General features: G+C 63.3%; 12 protein-coding genes. 5 read left to right on the top strand and 7 right to left on the bottom strand.

What is annotated here, in order from left to right; genetic code table 11:
• Positions 1-601 precede the first annotated feature (601 nt).
• The 4 genes from C2134_RS09950 to C2134_RS09935 all read right to left on the bottom strand — a co-directional run bounded on the left by C2134_RS09950 (position 602) and on the right by C2134_RS09935 (position 7,976).
• On the bottom strand, positions 602-3,835 hold the full coding sequence (locus C2134_RS09950; RefSeq protein WP_103319684.1) for a transglycosylase domain-containing protein: 3,234 nt from the start codon (positions 3,833-3,835) through the stop codon (positions 602-604).
• A 240-nt stretch (positions 3,836-4,075) separates the two neighbouring features.
• Positions 4,076-5,779 carry a putative 2-aminoethylphosphonate ABC transporter permease subunit gene (locus tag C2134_RS09945; protein ID WP_103319682.1) on the bottom strand — a complete coding sequence of 568 codons (1,704 nt, stop codon included), beginning with the start codon at positions 5,777-5,779 and terminating at the stop codon, positions 4,076-4,078.
• Entirely contained in the window at positions 5,773-6,873 is a 1,101-nt protein-coding gene (locus C2134_RS09940) for a putative 2-aminoethylphosphonate ABC transporter ATP-binding protein (protein WP_103319680.1), read from the bottom strand. Before C2134_RS09940 ends, C2134_RS09945 begins: the two co-directional genes overlap by 7 nt.
• 80 nt (positions 6,874-6,953) lie before the next feature.
• Positions 6,954-7,976: a putative 2-aminoethylphosphonate ABC transporter substrate-binding protein gene (locus C2134_RS09935; protein WP_103319678.1), complete on the bottom strand. Its 1,023-nt coding sequence runs from the start codon at positions 7,974-7,976 to the stop codon at positions 6,954-6,956.
• Positions 7,977-8,210: 234 nt separating this feature from the next.
• Here C2134_RS09935 and C2134_RS09930 point away from each other — a divergent pair, with 234 nt between their 5' ends.
• The 4 genes from C2134_RS09930 to C2134_RS09915 all read left to right on the top strand — a co-directional run bounded on the left by C2134_RS09930 (position 8,211) and on the right by C2134_RS09915 (position 15,617).
• Positions 8,211-9,080 carry a phosphate/phosphite/phosphonate ABC transporter substrate-binding protein gene (locus C2134_RS09930; protein WP_103319676.1) on the top strand — a complete coding sequence of 290 codons (870 nt, stop codon included), beginning with the start codon at positions 8,211-8,213 and terminating at the stop codon, positions 9,078-9,080.
• A gap of 3 nt (positions 9,081-9,083) precedes the next feature.
• A complete protein-coding gene (locus C2134_RS09925; protein WP_103319674.1) occupies positions 9,084-12,239 on the top strand; it encodes an ATP-binding protein in 3,156 nt (1,051 codons plus the stop codon).
• Between the two features lie 57 nt (positions 12,240-12,296).
• On the top strand, positions 12,297-13,904 hold the full coding sequence (locus C2134_RS09920; RefSeq protein ID WP_103319671.1) for a sensor domain-containing diguanylate cyclase: 1,608 nt from the start codon (positions 12,297-12,299) through the stop codon (positions 13,902-13,904).
• 78 nt (positions 13,905-13,982) lie between these two features.
• The gene (locus tag C2134_RS09915; RefSeq protein WP_103319669.1) at positions 13,983-15,617 is read left to right on the top strand and encodes a methyl-accepting chemotaxis protein; all 1,635 of its coding nucleotides are present in this window, start codon (positions 13,983-13,985) and stop codon (positions 15,615-15,617) included.
• Here C2134_RS09915 and phnN read toward each other — a convergent pair whose 3' ends face one another.
• Genes phnN through phnF form a run of 3 tightly spaced genes read right to left on the bottom strand, consistent with a single transcriptional unit; the run spans position 15,618 to position 17,582 of the window.
• Entirely contained in the window at positions 15,618-16,175 is a 558-nt protein-coding gene (phnN, locus tag C2134_RS09910; RefSeq protein WP_103319667.1) for a phosphonate metabolism protein/1,5-bisphosphokinase (PRPP-forming) PhnN, read from the bottom strand.
• Positions 16,165-16,863, bottom strand: coding sequence for a DUF1045 domain-containing protein (locus C2134_RS09905; protein ID WP_103319665.1), 699 nt, complete (start codon positions 16,861-16,863; stop codon positions 16,165-16,167). The genes phnN and C2134_RS09905 overlap by 11 nt, the downstream gene beginning before the upstream one ends.
• Positions 16,860-17,582 (bottom strand): phosphonate metabolism transcriptional regulator PhnF, encoded by a 723-nt coding sequence (phnF, locus tag C2134_RS09900; protein ID WP_103319663.1) that lies wholly within the window; start codon positions 17,580-17,582, stop codon positions 16,860-16,862. Before phnF ends, C2134_RS09905 begins: the two co-directional genes overlap by 4 nt.
• Before the next feature lie 493 nt (positions 17,583-18,075).
• Between phnF and phnG the strand changes: the two genes are divergently transcribed.
• On the top strand, positions 18,076-18,510 hold the full coding sequence (phnG, locus tag C2134_RS09895; RefSeq protein ID WP_103319693.1) for a phosphonate C-P lyase system protein PhnG: 435 nt from the start codon (positions 18,076-18,078) through the stop codon (positions 18,508-18,510).
• Position 18,511: the final 1 nt, after the last annotated feature.

Raw genomic sequence — 18,511 nt, 5'->3', positions numbered from 1 at the left:
CGCGAAACGCCTCGATTCGGCGCGAAATGCGCTCCGGCGCGACCGCTCACCAAACGTCAACAGCCCCTAGGGCTTGGTGAGCGGTTCTGAATCCCGGCTTTCTTCCCCGCGCGTTGGCCTACGGCGACGCGCCTGGCTGGCCTTGCTCACAGTCGCAGCCGCCATGGACCGTCCGTCTTGTTTTGACATCGTTTGCGGCTGTTGATTGACCTGTCACATAAGCGCGCGGGTAAGGAATGCGCGGCAGCGGCAAAAGAAAAAGGCCGCACGCAGCGGCCGCAAAGGGGGTAGTTGACTAGACTTTACTAGAAGTCAAAAATTCAACTTAAGCTAATTTTAGCATGACGAATGCAAATGGAACATAACGATTTTAAAATAATATTGATTTCTCAGAAAACACATGAATAAAAAACATGCATGAAATCCGCGGCGGCTATGCCATTCGCAGCCATTGTGACATGACGAATGTTGACAATGCATGGACGCCCTGTGTCCAAAAACGCAACGCCACCCGCCGCTTGGCGGCCTTCATTGCCAATCCGCGCCCCCGATCCGCTAGATAGCCCCCCGAGCATGCCTTGGTCCACCGCAGCGGCGGCCGCTAACCTGAGCGCAGCCTGCGGTCATCGCGCCAGACTTTGGCGTTGGCCGGCGCATCCACATGCTGCGGCTTCAGCAACTTGCATACCCCGTCAAGATTAGGCACCAAGCATAAGGGCGTGCCGGACGGCAGACCGGCATCCGTCATGCCCTCTGCCACGCTGTCCGCGCTGTGGCTGATTGCGTGGGCGCTCAGGTCCAGCTTGGGCATCAGCGTCGGCGCCAGCACTTTCAGCACCTGTACCGGCAAGGCGCTGGTGAACTTGTAGTCCGCCGCCTTCGGGCCGGCCACGTAGGCGACGATGGTCCCGAAGTAATGATCGCCGATATAGAAGACAAAGGCGCCGGAACGGCTGACCACGCGCGCCGAGGTCAAGCCGCCGCCGCGCGAGAAGGTCTTGAAGCGGTTGTCGCCGGTGCCGGTCTTGCCGCCGATCAGCGTATGTTCGCCGTTATGATCGAAGGCGCCCGAAACGCGGTGGGCGGTGCCCTTGTCCACCACTTCGGACAACACCTGCCGCACCAGTTGCGGAATTTCTGGCGGCAGCACCCGCACGCCCTTGGCGGTCGGGCGATCCAGCGAAGTCTCGTACGGCGTGGCGGAGGCAAAATGCATCTTGTCGATGTAGACCGTCGGCAAGCGCACGCCATCATTGGAGATGATGCCCATCAGCTCGGCCAGCGCCGCCGGCCGGTCTGCCGACGCCCCCAGCGCAGAGGCGTAAGACGGCACTAGCGAGTCGAACGGATAGCCCATCCGCTTCCAGGCCGCGTGAATCTGGCGGAACGCGTCGATCTCCTGAATCTCCTTGATCCGGGTATCCTGGCCTCCCTTGTGCTTGCTGTTGAACAGCCACTGGTAGACTTCCTGGCGCTGCGCCGTGCTGGCCTGGATCATTTCGCTCCAGCCGGCATCGGGATGCGCATGCAGATACGCCACCATCCACAGCTCCAGCGGATGGATGCCCGCCAGATAGCCGCGGTCCGCCAGATTGAAACGGTCCGGACCCATCTCGTCGTACAGCTTCGCCACCGCGTCATCGCCCAGCTTGGCAGGCGGCGTCTGGTATTTGGCGATGAAAGCGGCCATGGCCGGCCGGTCAGCCTCGGGATGCACGCTGCGGAAGATCACCGCCAGGCGCTTGGCGCTGCGGCGGGCCTTTTCCACCAGGATTTCGTCGATCTGCTCCGGCGTCTTGCCGCGATATTTGTGATAGAAGCCGGCCATGAAGGTCTTGCTCTCGCGGTCGGCGAAGCGCTGCAGGTACTCCCGCCGGCGCGGATCTGCCTGATCGTCCAGCACTTCTCGGTCATACCCTGGCGGATACATATAGTAGTGGACGATATCGCGCATCAGCCGGATATAAACCAGATTGACCGAATGCTGCGTGGCGTCGCGCAGCGTCATGATGCGGTTGTTGTCGCTCTTTTCGAAATTCTCAAAAGTATGGCGGCCGCCGCCGGTAAAGAAGCTTTCGCCCGGATTGGCGCTGTACTTGCGCTCCATCGACGCCGCCAGCATCGTGGCCAGGGTGCGGTCATCGGCCTGCTTCAGATAGTCTATCGCCCAGCGCCGCAGCACCGGCTCGTGTTCGGTCGGCTTGATCTGGGCCAGCTCCTCCTGGCTCAGGCCGGCGTACTGGCGATGCAGGTCGGCGATGACTTCCAGATAGGTGACCAGGGTGCGCAGCTTGGAGGTAGAGCCCAGGTCCAGCTTGGTGCCCTCGTTGATGTCGAAAGGCTGGTCGAAGTTGTCGGCCTGCACCCTCACCTTGTTGCCGGTGGGCGTGCGTTCGATCAACGTGAAGCTGTAGGTCACGCCGCCCGGCTCGCCTTGCTGCAGCAGGAATTTATCGCCGAGCCCCACCGACTTGGCATAGTCCGGATCGCGCAGCTTCAGCAGCAGATCCGTCACCTGTTGCTGCAGCTGCGAATCCAGCGTGCTGTTGACGGTCAGGTCCAGGTGATCCAGATCATACATGCGCGGCATGCCCAACATGCCGGACAGCTTGACGCGCACCGCATTGGCGCCCTTGCGCTCCACCACAGAGGACGAAGTCGGCCGCACCCGCTCGCGTTGCTGGCGCAGCGACACCTGCAAGGCGGCATCGCGCAGCTCCGGCGTGATCACTTTGTCGCGCGCCATCAGCCGTAGGTAGGAGTCGGTGATCTCCTCCAGCACCCGCATGTCGCCGTTGAGGTAGTAAGACGGGCTGCGCTGCGAAATCATCAGGCTCAGCGCTTCCTTGAACACGGTGGCCTGTTCATTGACCGAATGCGGCGTATTGCTGGCCAGCGTGCTGTTCACTTCGTCGAAGGGCCGGCCATACCACGCCCACATGCCGTCGCCTATGCCGGATATCTCGCCGAAGCCTGCGCGCGCCGCAAGCGGCACGGTATTCAGATATGCCACTACCAGCTGCCGCCTGGCGGCGCTGGTATCGGTGCCCTGCATATAGGCGCGGGTAGAGGCGGACAGCATCTGCCGCAGTTTTTCCTTGGGCGAGCCGGTGCGCCCGCCCGGCGAGTGGCGGAATTTCTCGATCTGTGTCGCCAGCGTGCTGCCGCCGGCCGAGTGATAGCCGGGCCGGAACAGGTGCAATGACTCGTCCGCCAGCGCCTTGCCGAAACGCGACCACTCCACTGCCGGGTTCTGCTGCGGATTGTCTTCGTCCAGCAGAGTGTGGTTTTCGATGTACAGCAGGCCGCTCACCAGCAGCCGCGGCAAGGCGTCGAAGTTGGGATAGACCCGCTGAGGATAAGTCGATTGATAGATGGGCCGGCCGTAGCCGTCATACAGCAGCAGACCGGACTGATCCTTCTCGCGGTATTGCGGAAAGATACCCAGCTTGAACCATGGCGATGCGACGCCATAATCGATCAGATGGATGAACTGCGGCGACTGGCGCGCCTGCGCAGAAATCTCAAAGCCCCTATCCTGCAAGCGCTTCAGATAAGCGGGCAAGCCGGCATAACCCATGCGGATATCGTAAGGTCCGCCAGGCTCGGGAAACCGCATCTCCTTGCTCTTGCCGGGCGCCATCTGGTAGGTGGCGCCGCTGACTGCGTGGCTGAAAAACCACGACTGAAACCGCGAGGTATGCACCTCGTTCAGAAACAGCGAAATCCCCAACCCGCACAGGGCCAGGAACAAGCCCGCCAGCACCCACCATGTCGTCGTCGAAGAAGATTTGCTCTTGCCCAATCCGATTTTGGCTTCAGGAGTATCTATCATTTTCCGCCGGCCCCCAGGGCCGCCCCCACGCATGTACTGGAGAAAACTACTGGCCAGACCGAACTTCACCAACATGCCCCGCCGCACCGGGGCTTTCTCTCAATATCGGATAGCCGACGCGCTTTAGAAAGGAAGGAAAAGCTTGTTAAAGAAACTCCCGACGCACGGCGGCATCGATCCGAGCAACGGCATGCGCTGGAGGCTGTCGACTAGGGGCTGTTGACCGCCTCCAAGCGCGCATCAAACACCGCGCCAACGCTGGTGGCGACGCGCCAAAACCCGCTCCAGCCAAAGAATCAGCAGGGAGGCGATGGCCGATGTCACTACGATCAGCGTCGACATCGCCGCGGCGGCCGCGGTGTCGCCTGCGTCATCCATGGTCACAATCGCCACAGCCGCCAGGCTGCGCGAAGGACTGATGATGAAAATCAGCGCCGATAGCGTGGTCATCGCCGACACAAACAGAAACCGCACCACATCCAGCAGCGCCGGCAGGCACACCGGCAGCGTCACTCGCCTCAGCGTAGTCCAGAACGGCACCTTCAGCGAGGCCGCCACCGCCTCGAATTCGCCATCGAGCTGGTTCAAGGCGGTGGCGACGGTCAGATGCGCCGTGGTATAGAAGTGGGCAACCGTGCACACCACCATCAGCGCCATGCCGCCATACAGGAAGTTCAGCGGATTATCCGGATGATTGAAGAAGAACACATAGCCCAAGCCCAGGACCAGGCCCGGCACCGCCATAGGCAACATGGCGAAGAAACGCAGCAGGCCGCGGCCCAGCGGCGCCGCTTTCAGCTTTTCGCAAGCGTAGGCGCCCAGAAAAACCAGCACGCAGCCAATCAACGCCGTCGCCGCCGCCATCTGCAGGCTGTTGAAATACGCGGCCCAGCCGCCGCCGTCGACATCGTCAAAACGATAATGCGCCAGCGTGAACGACATATTGTATGGCCAGTATTGGATGAAGGAGGCCGCCACGCCCATGCCCAGCATGGCCAGCAGCGGCAGCGAGATCCATAGCAGCAGCAGCGTGGCCGCCGCGTCGCGCCGGATGTCCGGCGCCGGCGCATACAACACGGCGCGCGCGGTCAAGGCCGCTTGTTGCCGCCGCGACAAGACGCGCTCGATGAAAAACGACAACACGGCGGGCAGCAACAGCATCAGCCCGACCACCGCGCCGCGCGGGAAGTTTTGCTGGCCGACCACCTGCTTGAACGCCTCCACCGCCAGCACATTGCAATCGCCGCCCACCACTTTGGGCACGCCAAAATCGGTCATCACCAGCGTAAACACCACCAGCGCCGACGAAACCAGCCCGTAGCGCGCGCCCGGCAGCGTAATGGTCAGAAACTGACGCAGCGGGCCCGCGCCCATCGCCCGACCGGCCTCGAACAGCCTCGCATCGGCCGCCGCCAGCGCAGCGGACAGAATCATGACGGCATAAGGGAAGGTATAAAATGCCTCGCCCAGCACGACGCCCCAGAAGCCGTAGATGCTGCCGCCGTGCAGCCAGCTCTTCAGCAGGCCCTGGTTGCCGAACAAATACACCAGCGAGATAGCCGGCATCAACGACGGCGCCAACAGCGGCAGCAGCGCGATCTGGCGGAACAGGCCGCGCCCCCAGGCGTGGGTGCGGCACAGCGCCCAGGCAAAGGCGAAAGCCAGCGGCACCACGATGGCCGACACCGTCAGCGACAGCAGCAGGCTATTGCCGGCCGCGCGCATCAGGCCTGGCGAGTCCAGCACCTCGGTAAAATTGTCCAGGCCGGCGAAATCGCCATTCATGGTCAAAACGGACTTGCCCAGGATGAACAGCAAGGGCAGGCCCAGCGCCAGGGCCAACAGCACGACCAGCCCCCACACCAGCGCCGTCGCCGCCCATTTTTCCCTGTCCACACGCGCCAGGCTGGTGGGGCGGACGATTCTTTGCACCAGGCTCAGCATGCGGCCTCCCTGGGATAGGCGCGCAACATCGAGGCCGGCAGCTCCACCGGCACGGTCTCGCCCGGCACCAGCGGCTGGCGGTTCAGCATGGACGGGCAGACCTCGGCCCGCAGCGTCACGCCGGGCATGCCCTCCGGCAGCAGACGCACATGCGTCATCGCGCCGCCGAAGCCCACATCCTCTACCCGCGCCAACAGGGTATTCGGCGCGCGTTCCCAGCGCGGCTTGATGATGATGTCTTCGGGGCGCAGGAACAGCGTCAATGCGTCTCCCGCCGGCAAATCCCGTTCCAGCGACAGCACGCAGCCGCCGACCAAGGCCTGGCGCTCGCCGCGGCGTTCCGCCGGCAGCCAGTTGGCCTCGCCGACGAATTCGGCCACGAAGCGGCTGGCCGGACTGCGGTAGATCTCGGCAGGCGTGCCTATCTGCTCAATCCGGCCGGCGTTCATCACCACCACGCGGTCGGCGATGGCCAGCGCCTCCTCCTGATCATGCGTCACCATCAGCGTGGTGACGCCCAGGCGCTTCTGCAGGCCTTTCAATTCCTCGCGCAGCTTATCGCGCACCCTCGCATCCAGGGCCGACAAGGGCTCGTCCAGCAGCAGCAGGCCCGGCGAGGTCGCCAGGGCCCGCGCCAGGGCAACCCGCTGTTGCTGGCCGCCGGACAGTTGCGCCGGATATTTGCGCTCGGCGCCGGGCAGGCCGACGATGTCCAGCAACTCGCGCACGCGGCGCGCATGGGCCTCCCTGTCGCGCCGCGGGGTGAGGCCGTAGGCGATATTGTCGGCCACGGTCAGATTGGGAAACAGCGCATAGCTCTGGAACACGATGCCGTAATCGCGCTTGGCCGGCGCTTCGCGGGTGATGTCGCGCCCCGACAGATGAATGGCGCCGGCATCGGGCAAGTCCAGTCCGGCGATCAGCCGCAACAAGGTGGTCTTGCCGCAGCCGGACGGCCCCAGCAAGCAGACGAACTCGCCCTTGCGGATGGAAAGGGATACGGCGTCCAGCGCGGTAAAAGCGCCAAAACGGCGGGTCAAGGCATGCGCGGACAAATGCTCGGACAGGCCGGATAGGCTATCGACCGGTTTCATCGGGTGCTCCAAAGTGCCTGAGGCAGGATGCATGGATAAATCAAAGCCGCCCCGCATGGGGGCGGCTGCGAGACGAGCGCTTATTCCTTCGGCGCGGCCTTGCTTTCATAGCGGCTGGACCATTCCTTCAGGATGGCGTCGCGGTTCTGGGCGGCCCAGCCGAAGTTGTTCTTGGACAGGCGCTGCGAGTAGTCCACCGGAATGAACGGGTTCTGCTTGGCCACGCCCGGCATCGCCAGCACGGCGTAGTTCTGCTCGTACAGCTTCATCGCCGGCAGGCTGACGGAGAAATCGGCCAGTTTTCTGGCGGCAGCCAGGTTCTTGGTGCCCTTGATGATGGCGGTGGCTTCCAGATCCCAACCCAGGCCTTCCTTCGGATAGATCAGGTCGATCGGCGCGCCTTTTTCCTTCAGTTGCGCGCCGCGATATTCAAAAGAAATCCCAATCGGGTACTCGCCGGCGGCGGCCATCTTGCACGGCTTGGAGCCGGAGTGGACGTACTGCGCCATATTGACGTGCAGCTTGTCCATGTACTCCCAGCCCTTCTTCTCGCCCATCATCTGCAGCCAGGCGGAAACATCCAGATAGCCGGTGCCGGACGAAGCCGGATGCGGCATGACGATCTGGCCCTTGTAGACAGGCTTGGCCAGGTCCGCCCAGCTTTCCGGCTTAGGCAGATTCTTCTTGGCGGCTTCGACGGTATTGAAGCAGATGGTGGCGGCCCACACGTCCATGCCGGTCCACTTCGGCGGCTTGGCCTTGTCGACGAATTGCGGGCTCAGCTTCTCCACGCCCTTGGGCGCGTAGGCTTGCAGCATGCCTTGCTGATCCAGGATCATCAGGCTGGTGGCGGCCAGGCCCCAAACCACATCGGCCTGCGGATTGTTCTTTTCCGACAACAGCTTGGCCGTGATCACGCCGGTGGACTCGCGCACCCAACGGATTTCAATGTCCGGGTTGGCCTTTTCGAACGCATCCTTGTAGTCCTTGACCTGATCCGCTTCCAGCGCGGTGTAAACGGTCAACACCGTCTTGGCCTGGGCCAGCGGGGCGAACAGGCCGCTCAGGGCCAGACAGGTTGCTACAGCCATCAGCTTCTTCATCGACAACGCTCCTTTGTTTAGACGTATAGACAAATTTGCCCATACACCGACCCACTACGAAAACTGCGGCTACTATGCCGCGCCGCAATGACAGGTCCGTGAACGGAAGATGAAGCTTGTTTTTCCTAGCTAGACCAATGCGCCGCAACATTCTTCCGTGCAAACGCATTACGCAGAAATATCTATATTGACAATTGATGCCCCCGCTCCATATCAGCAAGTGGAAAGGACAACATGGTCGCACTCCATCCACAACGCGACGCAAAACGCCAAGGGAAAACCGTCGGCCGAATCTTATTGGAAGCGTTGCTGATCTCGCTGATCGCTTGGCAGGCCGGCGCCGCCTCCGCAATCGTCCATGTGGGCATCGTGCCGCAACAGTCCGCCTTGAACCTGGCGCGCAATTGGGGGCCGCTGCTGCAATACCTGGGCAAACAATGTTCGCTGAATCTGCAGTTCGAAACGGCTCCGGATATCCCATCCTTCGAACAGCGCGTCGCCCAGGGCATGTACGACCTGGTGTATTTCAACCCGCTGCACTACGTCCAATTCCATGACACCGTCGGCTACCAGGCCCTGGCGCGCGAAAAAGACCGCAAGCTGATTGGCCTGATCGTGGTGCGCAAGGACAGTCCGATCCAGGATGTCCGCCAGCTGGACCGGCAAACGCTGGCGTTGCCGGCGCCGGAGTCCTTCGCGGCGAGCGTGCTTCCCAAGGCGCAGCTGGAAGCGATGAACATCCACGTAGGCGTCCGCTATGTCGGATCCCACGAATCGGTTTACCTGGCCGTCAGCCAGGGACTGTTCCCTGCCGGGGGCGGTATCAACCGCACCTGGCAGCAGCTTGACCCGCAAACCCGACAAAACCTGCGCGTCTTGTGGCAAACCCCGCCATACACGCCGCACGCCTTCGCCACCCATCCCAAAATGCCGCCGGAGCAGCGACAATGCTTGCTGCAGGCGCTGACCGGCCTGGCCAACACGCCTGACGGATCGGCCCTGCTGCAAGCATTGTCGCTGCAAGCCCTCACGGCGGCGAAAGACAGCGACTGGAACGACATCCGCCAGCTGCGCATCCACTACCTTCCTCCGGGGGAGCGCTGATCGATGTCGTTCCGGCTCAAGACCATACTGGGCATCGCGCTGATCGAAATGATCATGCTGGGCATTCTGTTGCATTTCAGCCTTGGCCTGCTGCACGACACCAGCGCTACGGAAATGCGCACACGGGCTCAAGTCATTGCCGAACAGTTCGCCCAGGCCAACCAGAATGCGGTGCTCAGCACCGACCTGGCCACGCTGCAAAGCGCGGTGGAACAGATGGCGCGCTCGCCGGGCATCGTATTCGCCCGCGTGCGCGACGGGCGCGGCCGCATACTGGCCGAGGCCGGCGACCCTCTGGCCCTGGCCTTGCCGCCGCTGGCGACGCAAGACATAGATCAGGCTTCGCCCAATGAGCCGCTGACCATCCATCGCAACATCGAAGTCGGCGGCATCCATTACGGACAAGTTGAGTTGGGCACTTCGGTTGCCGCCCACCAGCAGTTGATGCGGCAAGCCAGGGAAAAAGGCTTGTTTCTGGCGGTGCTGGAACTCCTGCTCTCCGCTTTGTTCTCGCTCCTGCTCGGCCTGTACCTGACCCGCCAGCTCCACGCGCTGCGGCAGGCGGCGGAGAAAATCGCCAACGGCGAACTGGGCCATCAGATACCGGTGCGAGGCAAGGACGAGCTGGCCCGCACCATAGGCATGTTCAACCAGATGTCGCGCCGGCTGGCTGAAGAGCATGGCAGGATGGAAGACGCCTTGCGCCAGGCGGCGCGGTCAGCCGAGCACCTGCGGCAGAAGGATCGGGTGCTGGACGCCATCAACTATCTGCAAAGTCTATTCATAGGCAAAGCCGATCCAGAAACCATGTTCAGCTACGCCCGCGACATCCTGCTGCTATGGTTCGACGCGGAACACGGTTTTCTTTGCGAGGTGCGCAATCAAACCAGCCAGCCGCAGTTCCGTCCGCTCACGCCGCTGCTGTGCCCGCCGCAACAGATCGATGCGGAGGGCCTGCTCGACATCTGCCTGTACCGGCAGCAGGAACATTTGTTGAACCTACAGCAAAGCGCCGCAGGCCCCTTCCGCGGCGACAGTCATTTCCTGAGCATTCCCATCACGCTGGCCGCTCGCGTCATCGGCACCTTCACACTGTTCTTGCCGCGCCCGGTGATGCCGGAACGCGGCAACGACATCCCGCAACCCCTGATGAATACGCTGGGTCAACTGATTCTGGCCAGCCAGGATCAGCAAATACTGGAGCAAACACAGCTGCAGCTGACCCGACAACAGATGCAACTGTCTGCCGTCATCGAAACGTCCATTGACGGCATCGCGACGCTCGATGTCAACGGTGTCATCGCCAGCGCCAACCAAGTGGCCGAGAAATTGTTCCGGCTGCCGCGCGGCAGCCTGGTCGGCACCTCTGTGCTCGAGCTGATCTCCCCAGAGTGCCTGGGCAAACTGCAATCGATGCTGCACGACAAGAGCAGCGAGCTGGGCAACCTGCTGCAACTCACCGCGATCCGCTCCGACGGTACGCCGTTTCCGATGGAAATGGCGCTCACCAACATGCCTAACGCCGGCGACGCCTGTTTCAACCTGACCATGCGCGACATCTCGGCCCGGCAGGCGGTGGAACAGGAGCTGATGCGCGCCAAAGAGCAGGCCGATGCCGCCAACCAAGCCAAGAGCGCCTTCCTCGCCACCATCAGCCACGAAATACGCACGCCGATGAACGGCGTGCTGGGCATGCTGGAACTATTGCAGATGAGCGAACTGGACGCGGAGCAACGGGACACGCTGGACACCGCGCTGGACTCGGCCGGCACCTTGCTGCGGCTGATCGACGACATCCTCGATTTCTCTAAAATTGAGGCGGACCAGCTGGAACTGGTCAAGACGCCCACCGCCATCTGGCCCTTGCTGCAGCGCGTGCTCAGTCTATATGCCCGCTCCGCGGAACAGAAAAACCTGCACTTCGATCTGGAGATCGATCCGCGGCTGGCGCCGACGCTACTGCTGGACCCGCTACGGCTGCGGCAGATCCTGCAAAACTTTCTCAGCAACGCGGTAAAGTTCACCGCCACCGGCAGCATCAAGCTGCGAGTGGCGGTGCGACAAGATGCCGGCGACAGGCAAGCGCTGTCTTTCGATGTCATCGATACCGGCATCGGCATCGCGCCGGACAAACTGGAAAAACTGTTCCAGCCGTTCACCCAGGGCGATTCCCATACCACCCGCCGCTACGGCGGCGCCGGCCTGGGCCTGGCCATCTGCCGCCATCTGGCCGAACTGATGGGCGGCGAGGTGCTGTTGCGCAGCCAGCCCGGGCGCGGCACACAAGCCAGCCTCCATCTCACCGCAGATGTGATCAACACGCTGGAACCCGCGGCCGTCGAGCAGGAAAAAACCGAATACGTCAGCGACCCGTCCAAGCGCATCCTGATGGTGGAAGACAATCCCACCAATCTGAAGCTGGCGATACGCCAGCTGGAAAAACTCGGTTACCGCCCCGACACGGCCGAGGACGGGCAGCAAGCCTTCGAAAAATGGCGGCACAGCGAATACCACTTGGTATTGACCGATTGTCTGATGCCGAATATCAGCGGCTATGAATTGGCGCGGCTGATCCGCAGCTACGAAACCGAGCATCCCTCGCGCCGGCGCACCATCATCATCGCCTGCACTGCCGGCACCACGCCCGAAGAATTGCAAAAGGCCCGCGACTCCGGCATGGACGACTGTCTGGTCAAACCGCTTGCGCTAGATACTTTGGCCAGCATGCTGGAAAACTGGCTGAAAAAACCGCCGTCCATGGCATCGGACGCAATACAGCAGACGCCTGCCAAACTGGACGCCAATGCCCCGCTCAATCTCTTGGCGCTCAGCAAACAGAGCGGGGGCAATCCCAAAATGGAAAATGATCTGCTAGCCGACTTCCTGAGACAGGCCAAACGCCATCTCTCCCGCATCCGCGATGCCATCATCAGCGACAATATGCCGCTCATCGCCGCCGCCGCCCGCGATCTCTCCGCGGCGGCAAAGCAGATCGGCGCCCGAGATATCGCCGCAACCGCAGAACACATGGAACAGGCGGCCAGCGCTCTGCGCGCCGAGGCGGTGCCCAGACTGATACTGCAATTGGAGGCAAACTGCCAGGAGGTGGAGCAATGGCTCGTGCAACGCAGCGCGCCCAACGCCTTGAATCTGGGATGACGGCGCGGCGCTCGCGGGGTTGGCTAACGTGAGACACCCGGCGTCCGATAGGTTCCGATGACTATTCGCCACCTTTTCGACAGCATCGTCACCCGGCTGCTCGCGCTTGCCCTGTTGATCGTCCTCACCGGGTCGCTGACGCGCTACTATGCGTTGAGCGCTTTCCTGCGCGAAGACCTCAGCAAGGTGATGGAAGCGCAGCAACTGGCGCTGGCCAACTACGTCGCCCATGACATCGACGAAAAGGTCGTGCAGCGCGAAATGCTGCTGAACCGGCTGGCCCGCGACTTGCCCCGACCCTTGCTGGAGGATCCCCCTCGCTTGGAACAATGGCTGCGGGAGCATTACGACTATCAGCCGATGTTCTCCATCGGCATGCTGGTGCTGGGACTGGATGGCATGGTGATCGCGGACTACCCGCCTACGCAGGGCCGCCGGCAAATCTCGTTTGCCGATCGAGATTACTTCCACGCCGCGCTGTCCGGACGGCCCTATATCGGCAAGGCGGCGATCGGCCGCGTAACCAAGGTGCCGGTTCTGCCGATGAGCGCCCCCATCAGGGGGACCGATGGCCGCGTTCAGGGTGTGTTGGTAGGGATCACCGCGCTGGGCGCGCCGGATTTTCTGGATCTGATGCAGCATAGCCGCATCGGCAACCATCAAGACAGCTTCCTGCTGATTTCCCCGCGCGACGGTCTATTCGTCGCCGCCTCGGAACCGGACATGATACTGAAACCGCTTCCGCCGCCCGGCGTCAACCCGCTGCACGACAAGGCCATGGCCGGCTGGCGCGGCACCGGCATCACCATCAACGCCAAGGGCGTGGAGGAAGTCTGCGGCGTCGCCTCGGTGCCCAGCGCCGGCTGGTTCGTCGTGGCGCGGATTCCCAGCAAAGAAGCCTTCGCCACCGTGGATAGGGTCAAGCAATTCACGCTGCGCAATACCTTGCTCGCGCTGGGCATATTCACCATGGTAACGTGCTGCGGCATGTACATCGTGCTGCGTCCGCTGTTCGTAACCGCCCGCCACGCCGACCAGATGACTCGCGGCGAACTGCCCCTGGAACCGCTGCCTATCCACCGAAACGACGAAGTGGGCCACCTGATCGCCGCTTTCAACCGCCTGCTGCACAAACTGGACCGGCATCAGCTCGAGCTGGCCAGACTAGCCCACCACGATCCCTTGACCGGACTGCCCAATCGCGCGCTGCTGACCGACCGCCTGCAAGTGGCACAGGCCCAGGCCAAGCGCAAGGGCAATGCTCTGGCCCTGCTGTTCATGGATTTGGACGGCTTCAAAACCATCAACGACAAGCATGGCCACAAGGCTGGGGACAAGGTGCTGTGGCTGGTGGCGCAACGGCTGTCGGCGATTGTGCGACAGACCGATACGCTGGCACGCATCGGCGGCGACGAGTTTGTGCTGCTGTTGAGCGATCTGGACGATAATGCCGAAGACATAGCCCGCACCGTGGCGGCAAAGTGCCTGGAAGCCTTCGCCGCGCCGTTCCCGGTCGGCGGAGCCGATTGTACGCTGGGCATCTCCATCGGCATCGCCATCGGCAGCGGCTTGAGCACGCCGGACCGGCTGCTGCAGGCGGCGGACCAGGCCATGTACCGGGTGAAGAAAACCGGCCGCAGCGGCAGCGAAACCATACGCGTGTAGCCGGCGCCTGCCCATCATCATATTTTCGATGCGGTCCCGACCAACCATTACAGTTTTCCAATCTGCGAGAGCGCCCCGATGAGGTTACTGCAAACAATCAAGGTAGGTCCCCGGCTCGCCGTCTCCTTCATGGTGCTGCTGGCCTTTTTGCTGGCGATTGCCGCCAGCGTGTGGAGCGGACTGGCCCGAATCGAACAGGCTACCCGCGTCATCGTCAGCGAAGACGCCAGCAAACAGCAGGCGGCGGCGGACCTGGACCGCTATTCGCAAAGCGCCGCCCTGCTGCTGTTGCAGATCGTGTCCACCCCGGATCAGCCGCAGCGCGTGCCGCTGTACGCGGCGATGGACGAGGCCAACCGCAAGAGCAACGACGCGCTGCAAAGGCTCAAGGCGCTGCCATGGAGCGCGGAGCAGGCTGGCGCGCTGCAAAAGCTGGCCGATCTGCGCGCCGCCTACGCCAAGGCCTTCGGCGACACCGTGGACCTGGTCGAGGCCAACGACCCGTCAGCCCTGGCCAAGCAATACGGCAGCCAGACACGGCCTGCGCTGCAGGCGCTGCTCAGCGCCACCGCGGATCTGGCGGCAGTCCAACAAAGCCACATGAATGCGGAAATGGCCGACGTGCTGTCGCTGATGGGCGCCACCCGCGGCTTGCTGCTAGGCTGCTGCGTCGCGGCCGCGCTGGCTGGATTGCTGCTCGCCTGGAGCGTCACCCGCAGCATTACCCGGCCGCTGGAGCATAGCGTGGCGGTATTGGGCTTGATGGCGCAGGGCGATCTGCGCAGCGAAGTCCATGCTGCCGGCAACGACGAAACGGCGCAAATGCTGCGGCGGATGAGCCGCATGCAGGCGGAACTGGCCACCCTGGTGCGCGAGCTGCGCGCCTCGGCAGACGTGGTGGCGGATACCGCCTCCTCCACCCGCGGCAGCGCCGCGGAAGTGGCCGGCGGGGTCGAACGCCAGCAAGCGGAAATCCATCAGATCAACGGCGTGGTCGGCGACTTCGCCGCCAAACTCGACCGCGCCGCCGCCACCGCCGATCAAGCCAGACGCCAGGCCAGAAACGCCGCCGAACTGGCGGACCGCGGGCAAAGCCTGATCGAAACCGCCTCGCGCGAGATCAGCCTGATCGCCGAACAAATCCAGGGCAGCGCCGAGTCGGTGGATGCGCTGCGACAACGCGCCAATTCCATGCACGACATGATTGAGTCGGTGACCGACATCGCCGAGCAAACCAATATGCTGGCGCTGAACGCCGCCATCGAGGCCGCCCGCGCCGGCGAAATGGGCCGCGGCTTCGCCGTGGTGGCGGACGAGGTGCGCAATCTGGCCGGGCGCACCGCCCAGGCCACGCGTGAAATCAATCATGTGATCGCCGCGATGGACAGCCAGACGTCCGAGGCGATGGCGCGCATCCAACAAGGGCACCGCGAGATGGCGCGCGGCGTGGCGCTGATCAGCGAGATCGTCCAACCGTTGACCGAGTTGAAACTCGGCGCCACCGCCACGGTGGGCGAGCTGGACCGGCTGGCAGTCGATATCGAGGAACAAGTGCGGGAAAGCCAGGCCATCGCCGGCAGCGTGTCGAAAATCGCCCGCTCCGCGGACGAAAGCCTCAAAGCCAGCCAGGATGCCAGTCTCAGCAGCGGCCGGCTGCAGGAAGTCAGCGCCACGCTGCAAACGCAGATGCGGCGCTTCGTGGTGGACAACTGATCAGGCCGGCTGGCGCGCCAGCAAGGCCAGCAAACGCGCGCCGGCCTCGGCCAACTCGCCGTCGTTCCACAGCACCTCGCACCCGGGAGGCGGCGCGAAGCTGCCCGCCTCCACCAGCCGGCGGGCGATTTCCTCGGCAGACTCCCGGCCGCGCCCCGCCAAGCGCGCCGCCAACACTTCCGGGCTGGCGGTGATCCATAGCGGACGCAAGGCAGGGAAACGCTGCGCCGCCAGCGGCAGCATCGAACGCGAACCGTTGACCACGACATCCAAGCCCTGGGCCAGCCACATCGCCACCTCCACGCCCAGTCCATAAGCCAGGCCGTGCCGCCGCCAGCACAAGGCGAAACAGCCACTCGCCTCGCGCGCAGCAAATTCCTCCGCGCTCAGCGCCACATGGTTCTCGCCGCCGGCATCGGCCGGCCGGGTGATGTAGCGGTGGGCGAACATCACGCCCGCGCCTGGCGGCAGATGCCGTCGCGCATAAGCCAGCAGACTGTCCTTGCCGGCACCGGACGGGCCGATCACATACCACAGCGTCCCCGGCTCAATCGCCATAACGCGTCACCTCGCCGTCAAAACCGCAGTAAGCCAGATAATGAAAGGGGCCGCCCTGCTCGCGCTCAACAAATACGGCGATGCCATCGACCGTGTGCGCGTTCAAAACGCCGGCGAAATGGCGGCGCGCTCCCTGCTCCAAGACCTTGGCCTGCGGCGATTCCTTGGGCAGCGTGTCCGATAGCGTCATGTGGAAGCGGAATTGTTCGAACACATAGGGATAGCCCCAGCGCCGATACAGCGCTTGCTGCCGCGGGTCCAGGCCCGCGCGCGGCTTGAGCGGCGCGCCGCGGTCCGCCAAGGGTTCCAACGCCACGGCGCAGGCCGCCGCCAGCTCGTCCAGCTCAGGCGCGGCTTCCGCAGGCCGCAGCGCCAGGAAGCTATCCAGCCAATCCACTTGCAGATTCAACGCAAACGGCCGGAACGCAACGGCCAGCTCGGCCGCATGGCGCAGCAGCGTGTCTGCCTGGACATCGCTCCGCAGCGGAAACGGCGCTTTCAAGGTGGCGTGCCAGCCATAGCGGGCGGCACCCCGGGTCAGCGTCGCCAAAACGCCGGCATCGATGCCGGCGATCTCAGGCTGCGTCAGCGCCTTGCCGCTGGCGGCGTCGCCGCCCAGCCACTGGCAACCGGCGCGCCATAATGGGCTGCCGGGTTTGGGCGCGTAATACACGGCGTAGCGCGTCATTCTTGCTCCATCACCAGTTGCACCAGGTCGCCGTTGAAACAGGTAATGCCGTATTGCACCGGCACGCCGGCCGGGTCGACGTTCAGCGATTTGACGTGCAGCACAGGGCGGTTCTTCGGGATGCCCAGATAATCCACCACCTCGGCATCCGGCAAGCGCGCGGTGACGCGGGTAAAACGGCGGGTATAGTCCGGCACGCCGCAGGCTTCCAGCGCGCGCGTCACCGAGCGATGACGCTGGTAGGCCTCCGGCAAGCCGGTCAAGCGCGCGGCTGGGAAGAACATGGTCGCGTAGTCCACCACCCGCTCTTCCACCCGGCTTAGGGTTTTGATGCGGTACAGCGTGTCGCCGACCGCCACCTGCAGCAGCTCGGCCAGCTCGGCATTGGCGGGCACCGTGTCGCTGTTCAGGATGTCGATGTCGGAGTTGAGATTCTGCCGCGCCATATTCTGCGAAAAACGCGTACGCTTGCTGATGGCGTAGTCAATCGCATTGTCCTGGACAAAAGTGCCGCGCCCCTGCTCCACCCGCAGCAGGCCGCGCTCCACCAGCGTGGCCACCGCGCGGCGTATGGTGTGGCGGTTGACGGCGAATCGTTCCGCCAGTTGCAGCTCGGTGGGCAGTTGCTGGCCAGCCTGCAACACGCCGCCGGCGATGTCCGCCGCCAGCGTTTCTTCTATCTGTCGCCACACGGCGACGCCGGAACCTCTTTCTATCATTCCTATCCTTCCTATCCCTTAGCGTTTCTTAAACGACGTTTTCGCCTGGATCTGCAAATAGCAAACATGGGGCCGACGCGCCCAGGCCCCTTCAAGCCTGCCGTCGGGTGGCAGGCCCGAGGTTTTAAGCGGCTGCCTGTTTGAGCGATTTGACGTTAGCAAATCGCGAGTTCAGCCGCGCCTCGGGCCTGACGGGTCCCGGCGGGAAGCCGCAGGCCAGGCTTGCAGGGTGGCTTTTAGGGGTGGAGGGGATATTTGGCCACACAAATATCCCCTCCCTGCCAGCCGGGCAGCCCCGGCTATGAAAAGCATCATCCGCGCAGCGGATTCAAAAAACATGTTGATCACAGCAGCGCTAAAGCAATCGTCTGCATCCGCCTTTAAAACGTCACAAAAACTTCATCGCCGCATGCTGTTAATCCATTCCACGCTGCCATTATCATGGATACGTCTATACGTTTATATGAATTTTTCTTGAACCATGAGGCAGATGATGGACACCTCCACCCGACAGCGCTGGCTCGCCGTGCTGGCCAACAGCCCAATCGAGCGGCTGCTGGAATTGTTGCCCCCGGCGCTGCCCGCCGCGCCGCGCTGGCTGCGCCGCGCCGAATCCGGCCTGATGATGCTGCAAGGCCGCAGCGGCGGCAGCGGCGCCCGCTTCAATCTGGGCGAAATCAGCGTCAGCCGCGCCAGTTGCCAGATAGGCGACCACGTCGGCCACGGCTGGGTGCGCGGCGGCGACGGCCGCCATGCCGAGCTGATCGCCCAGGCCGACGCGCTGCTGCAAGACCCGGCGCGCCATAGCCAGCTGATGGAGCAATGGATTACGCCGCTGGCCGCGGAGCTGTCCGAGCGCCGCGCCGAACGCTCGCGCGAAGCCGCCGCCAGCAAGGTGGAATTTTTCACCATGGTGCGAGGAGAATGAC

The sequence above is a fragment of the Chromobacterium sinusclupearum genome (assembly GCF_002902845.1).
GTDB classification, from domain to species: domain Bacteria; phylum Pseudomonadota; class Gammaproteobacteria; order Burkholderiales; family Chromobacteriaceae; genus Chromobacterium; species Chromobacterium sinusclupearum.
This window is presented reverse-complemented; position numbering and strand designations above follow the sequence as displayed.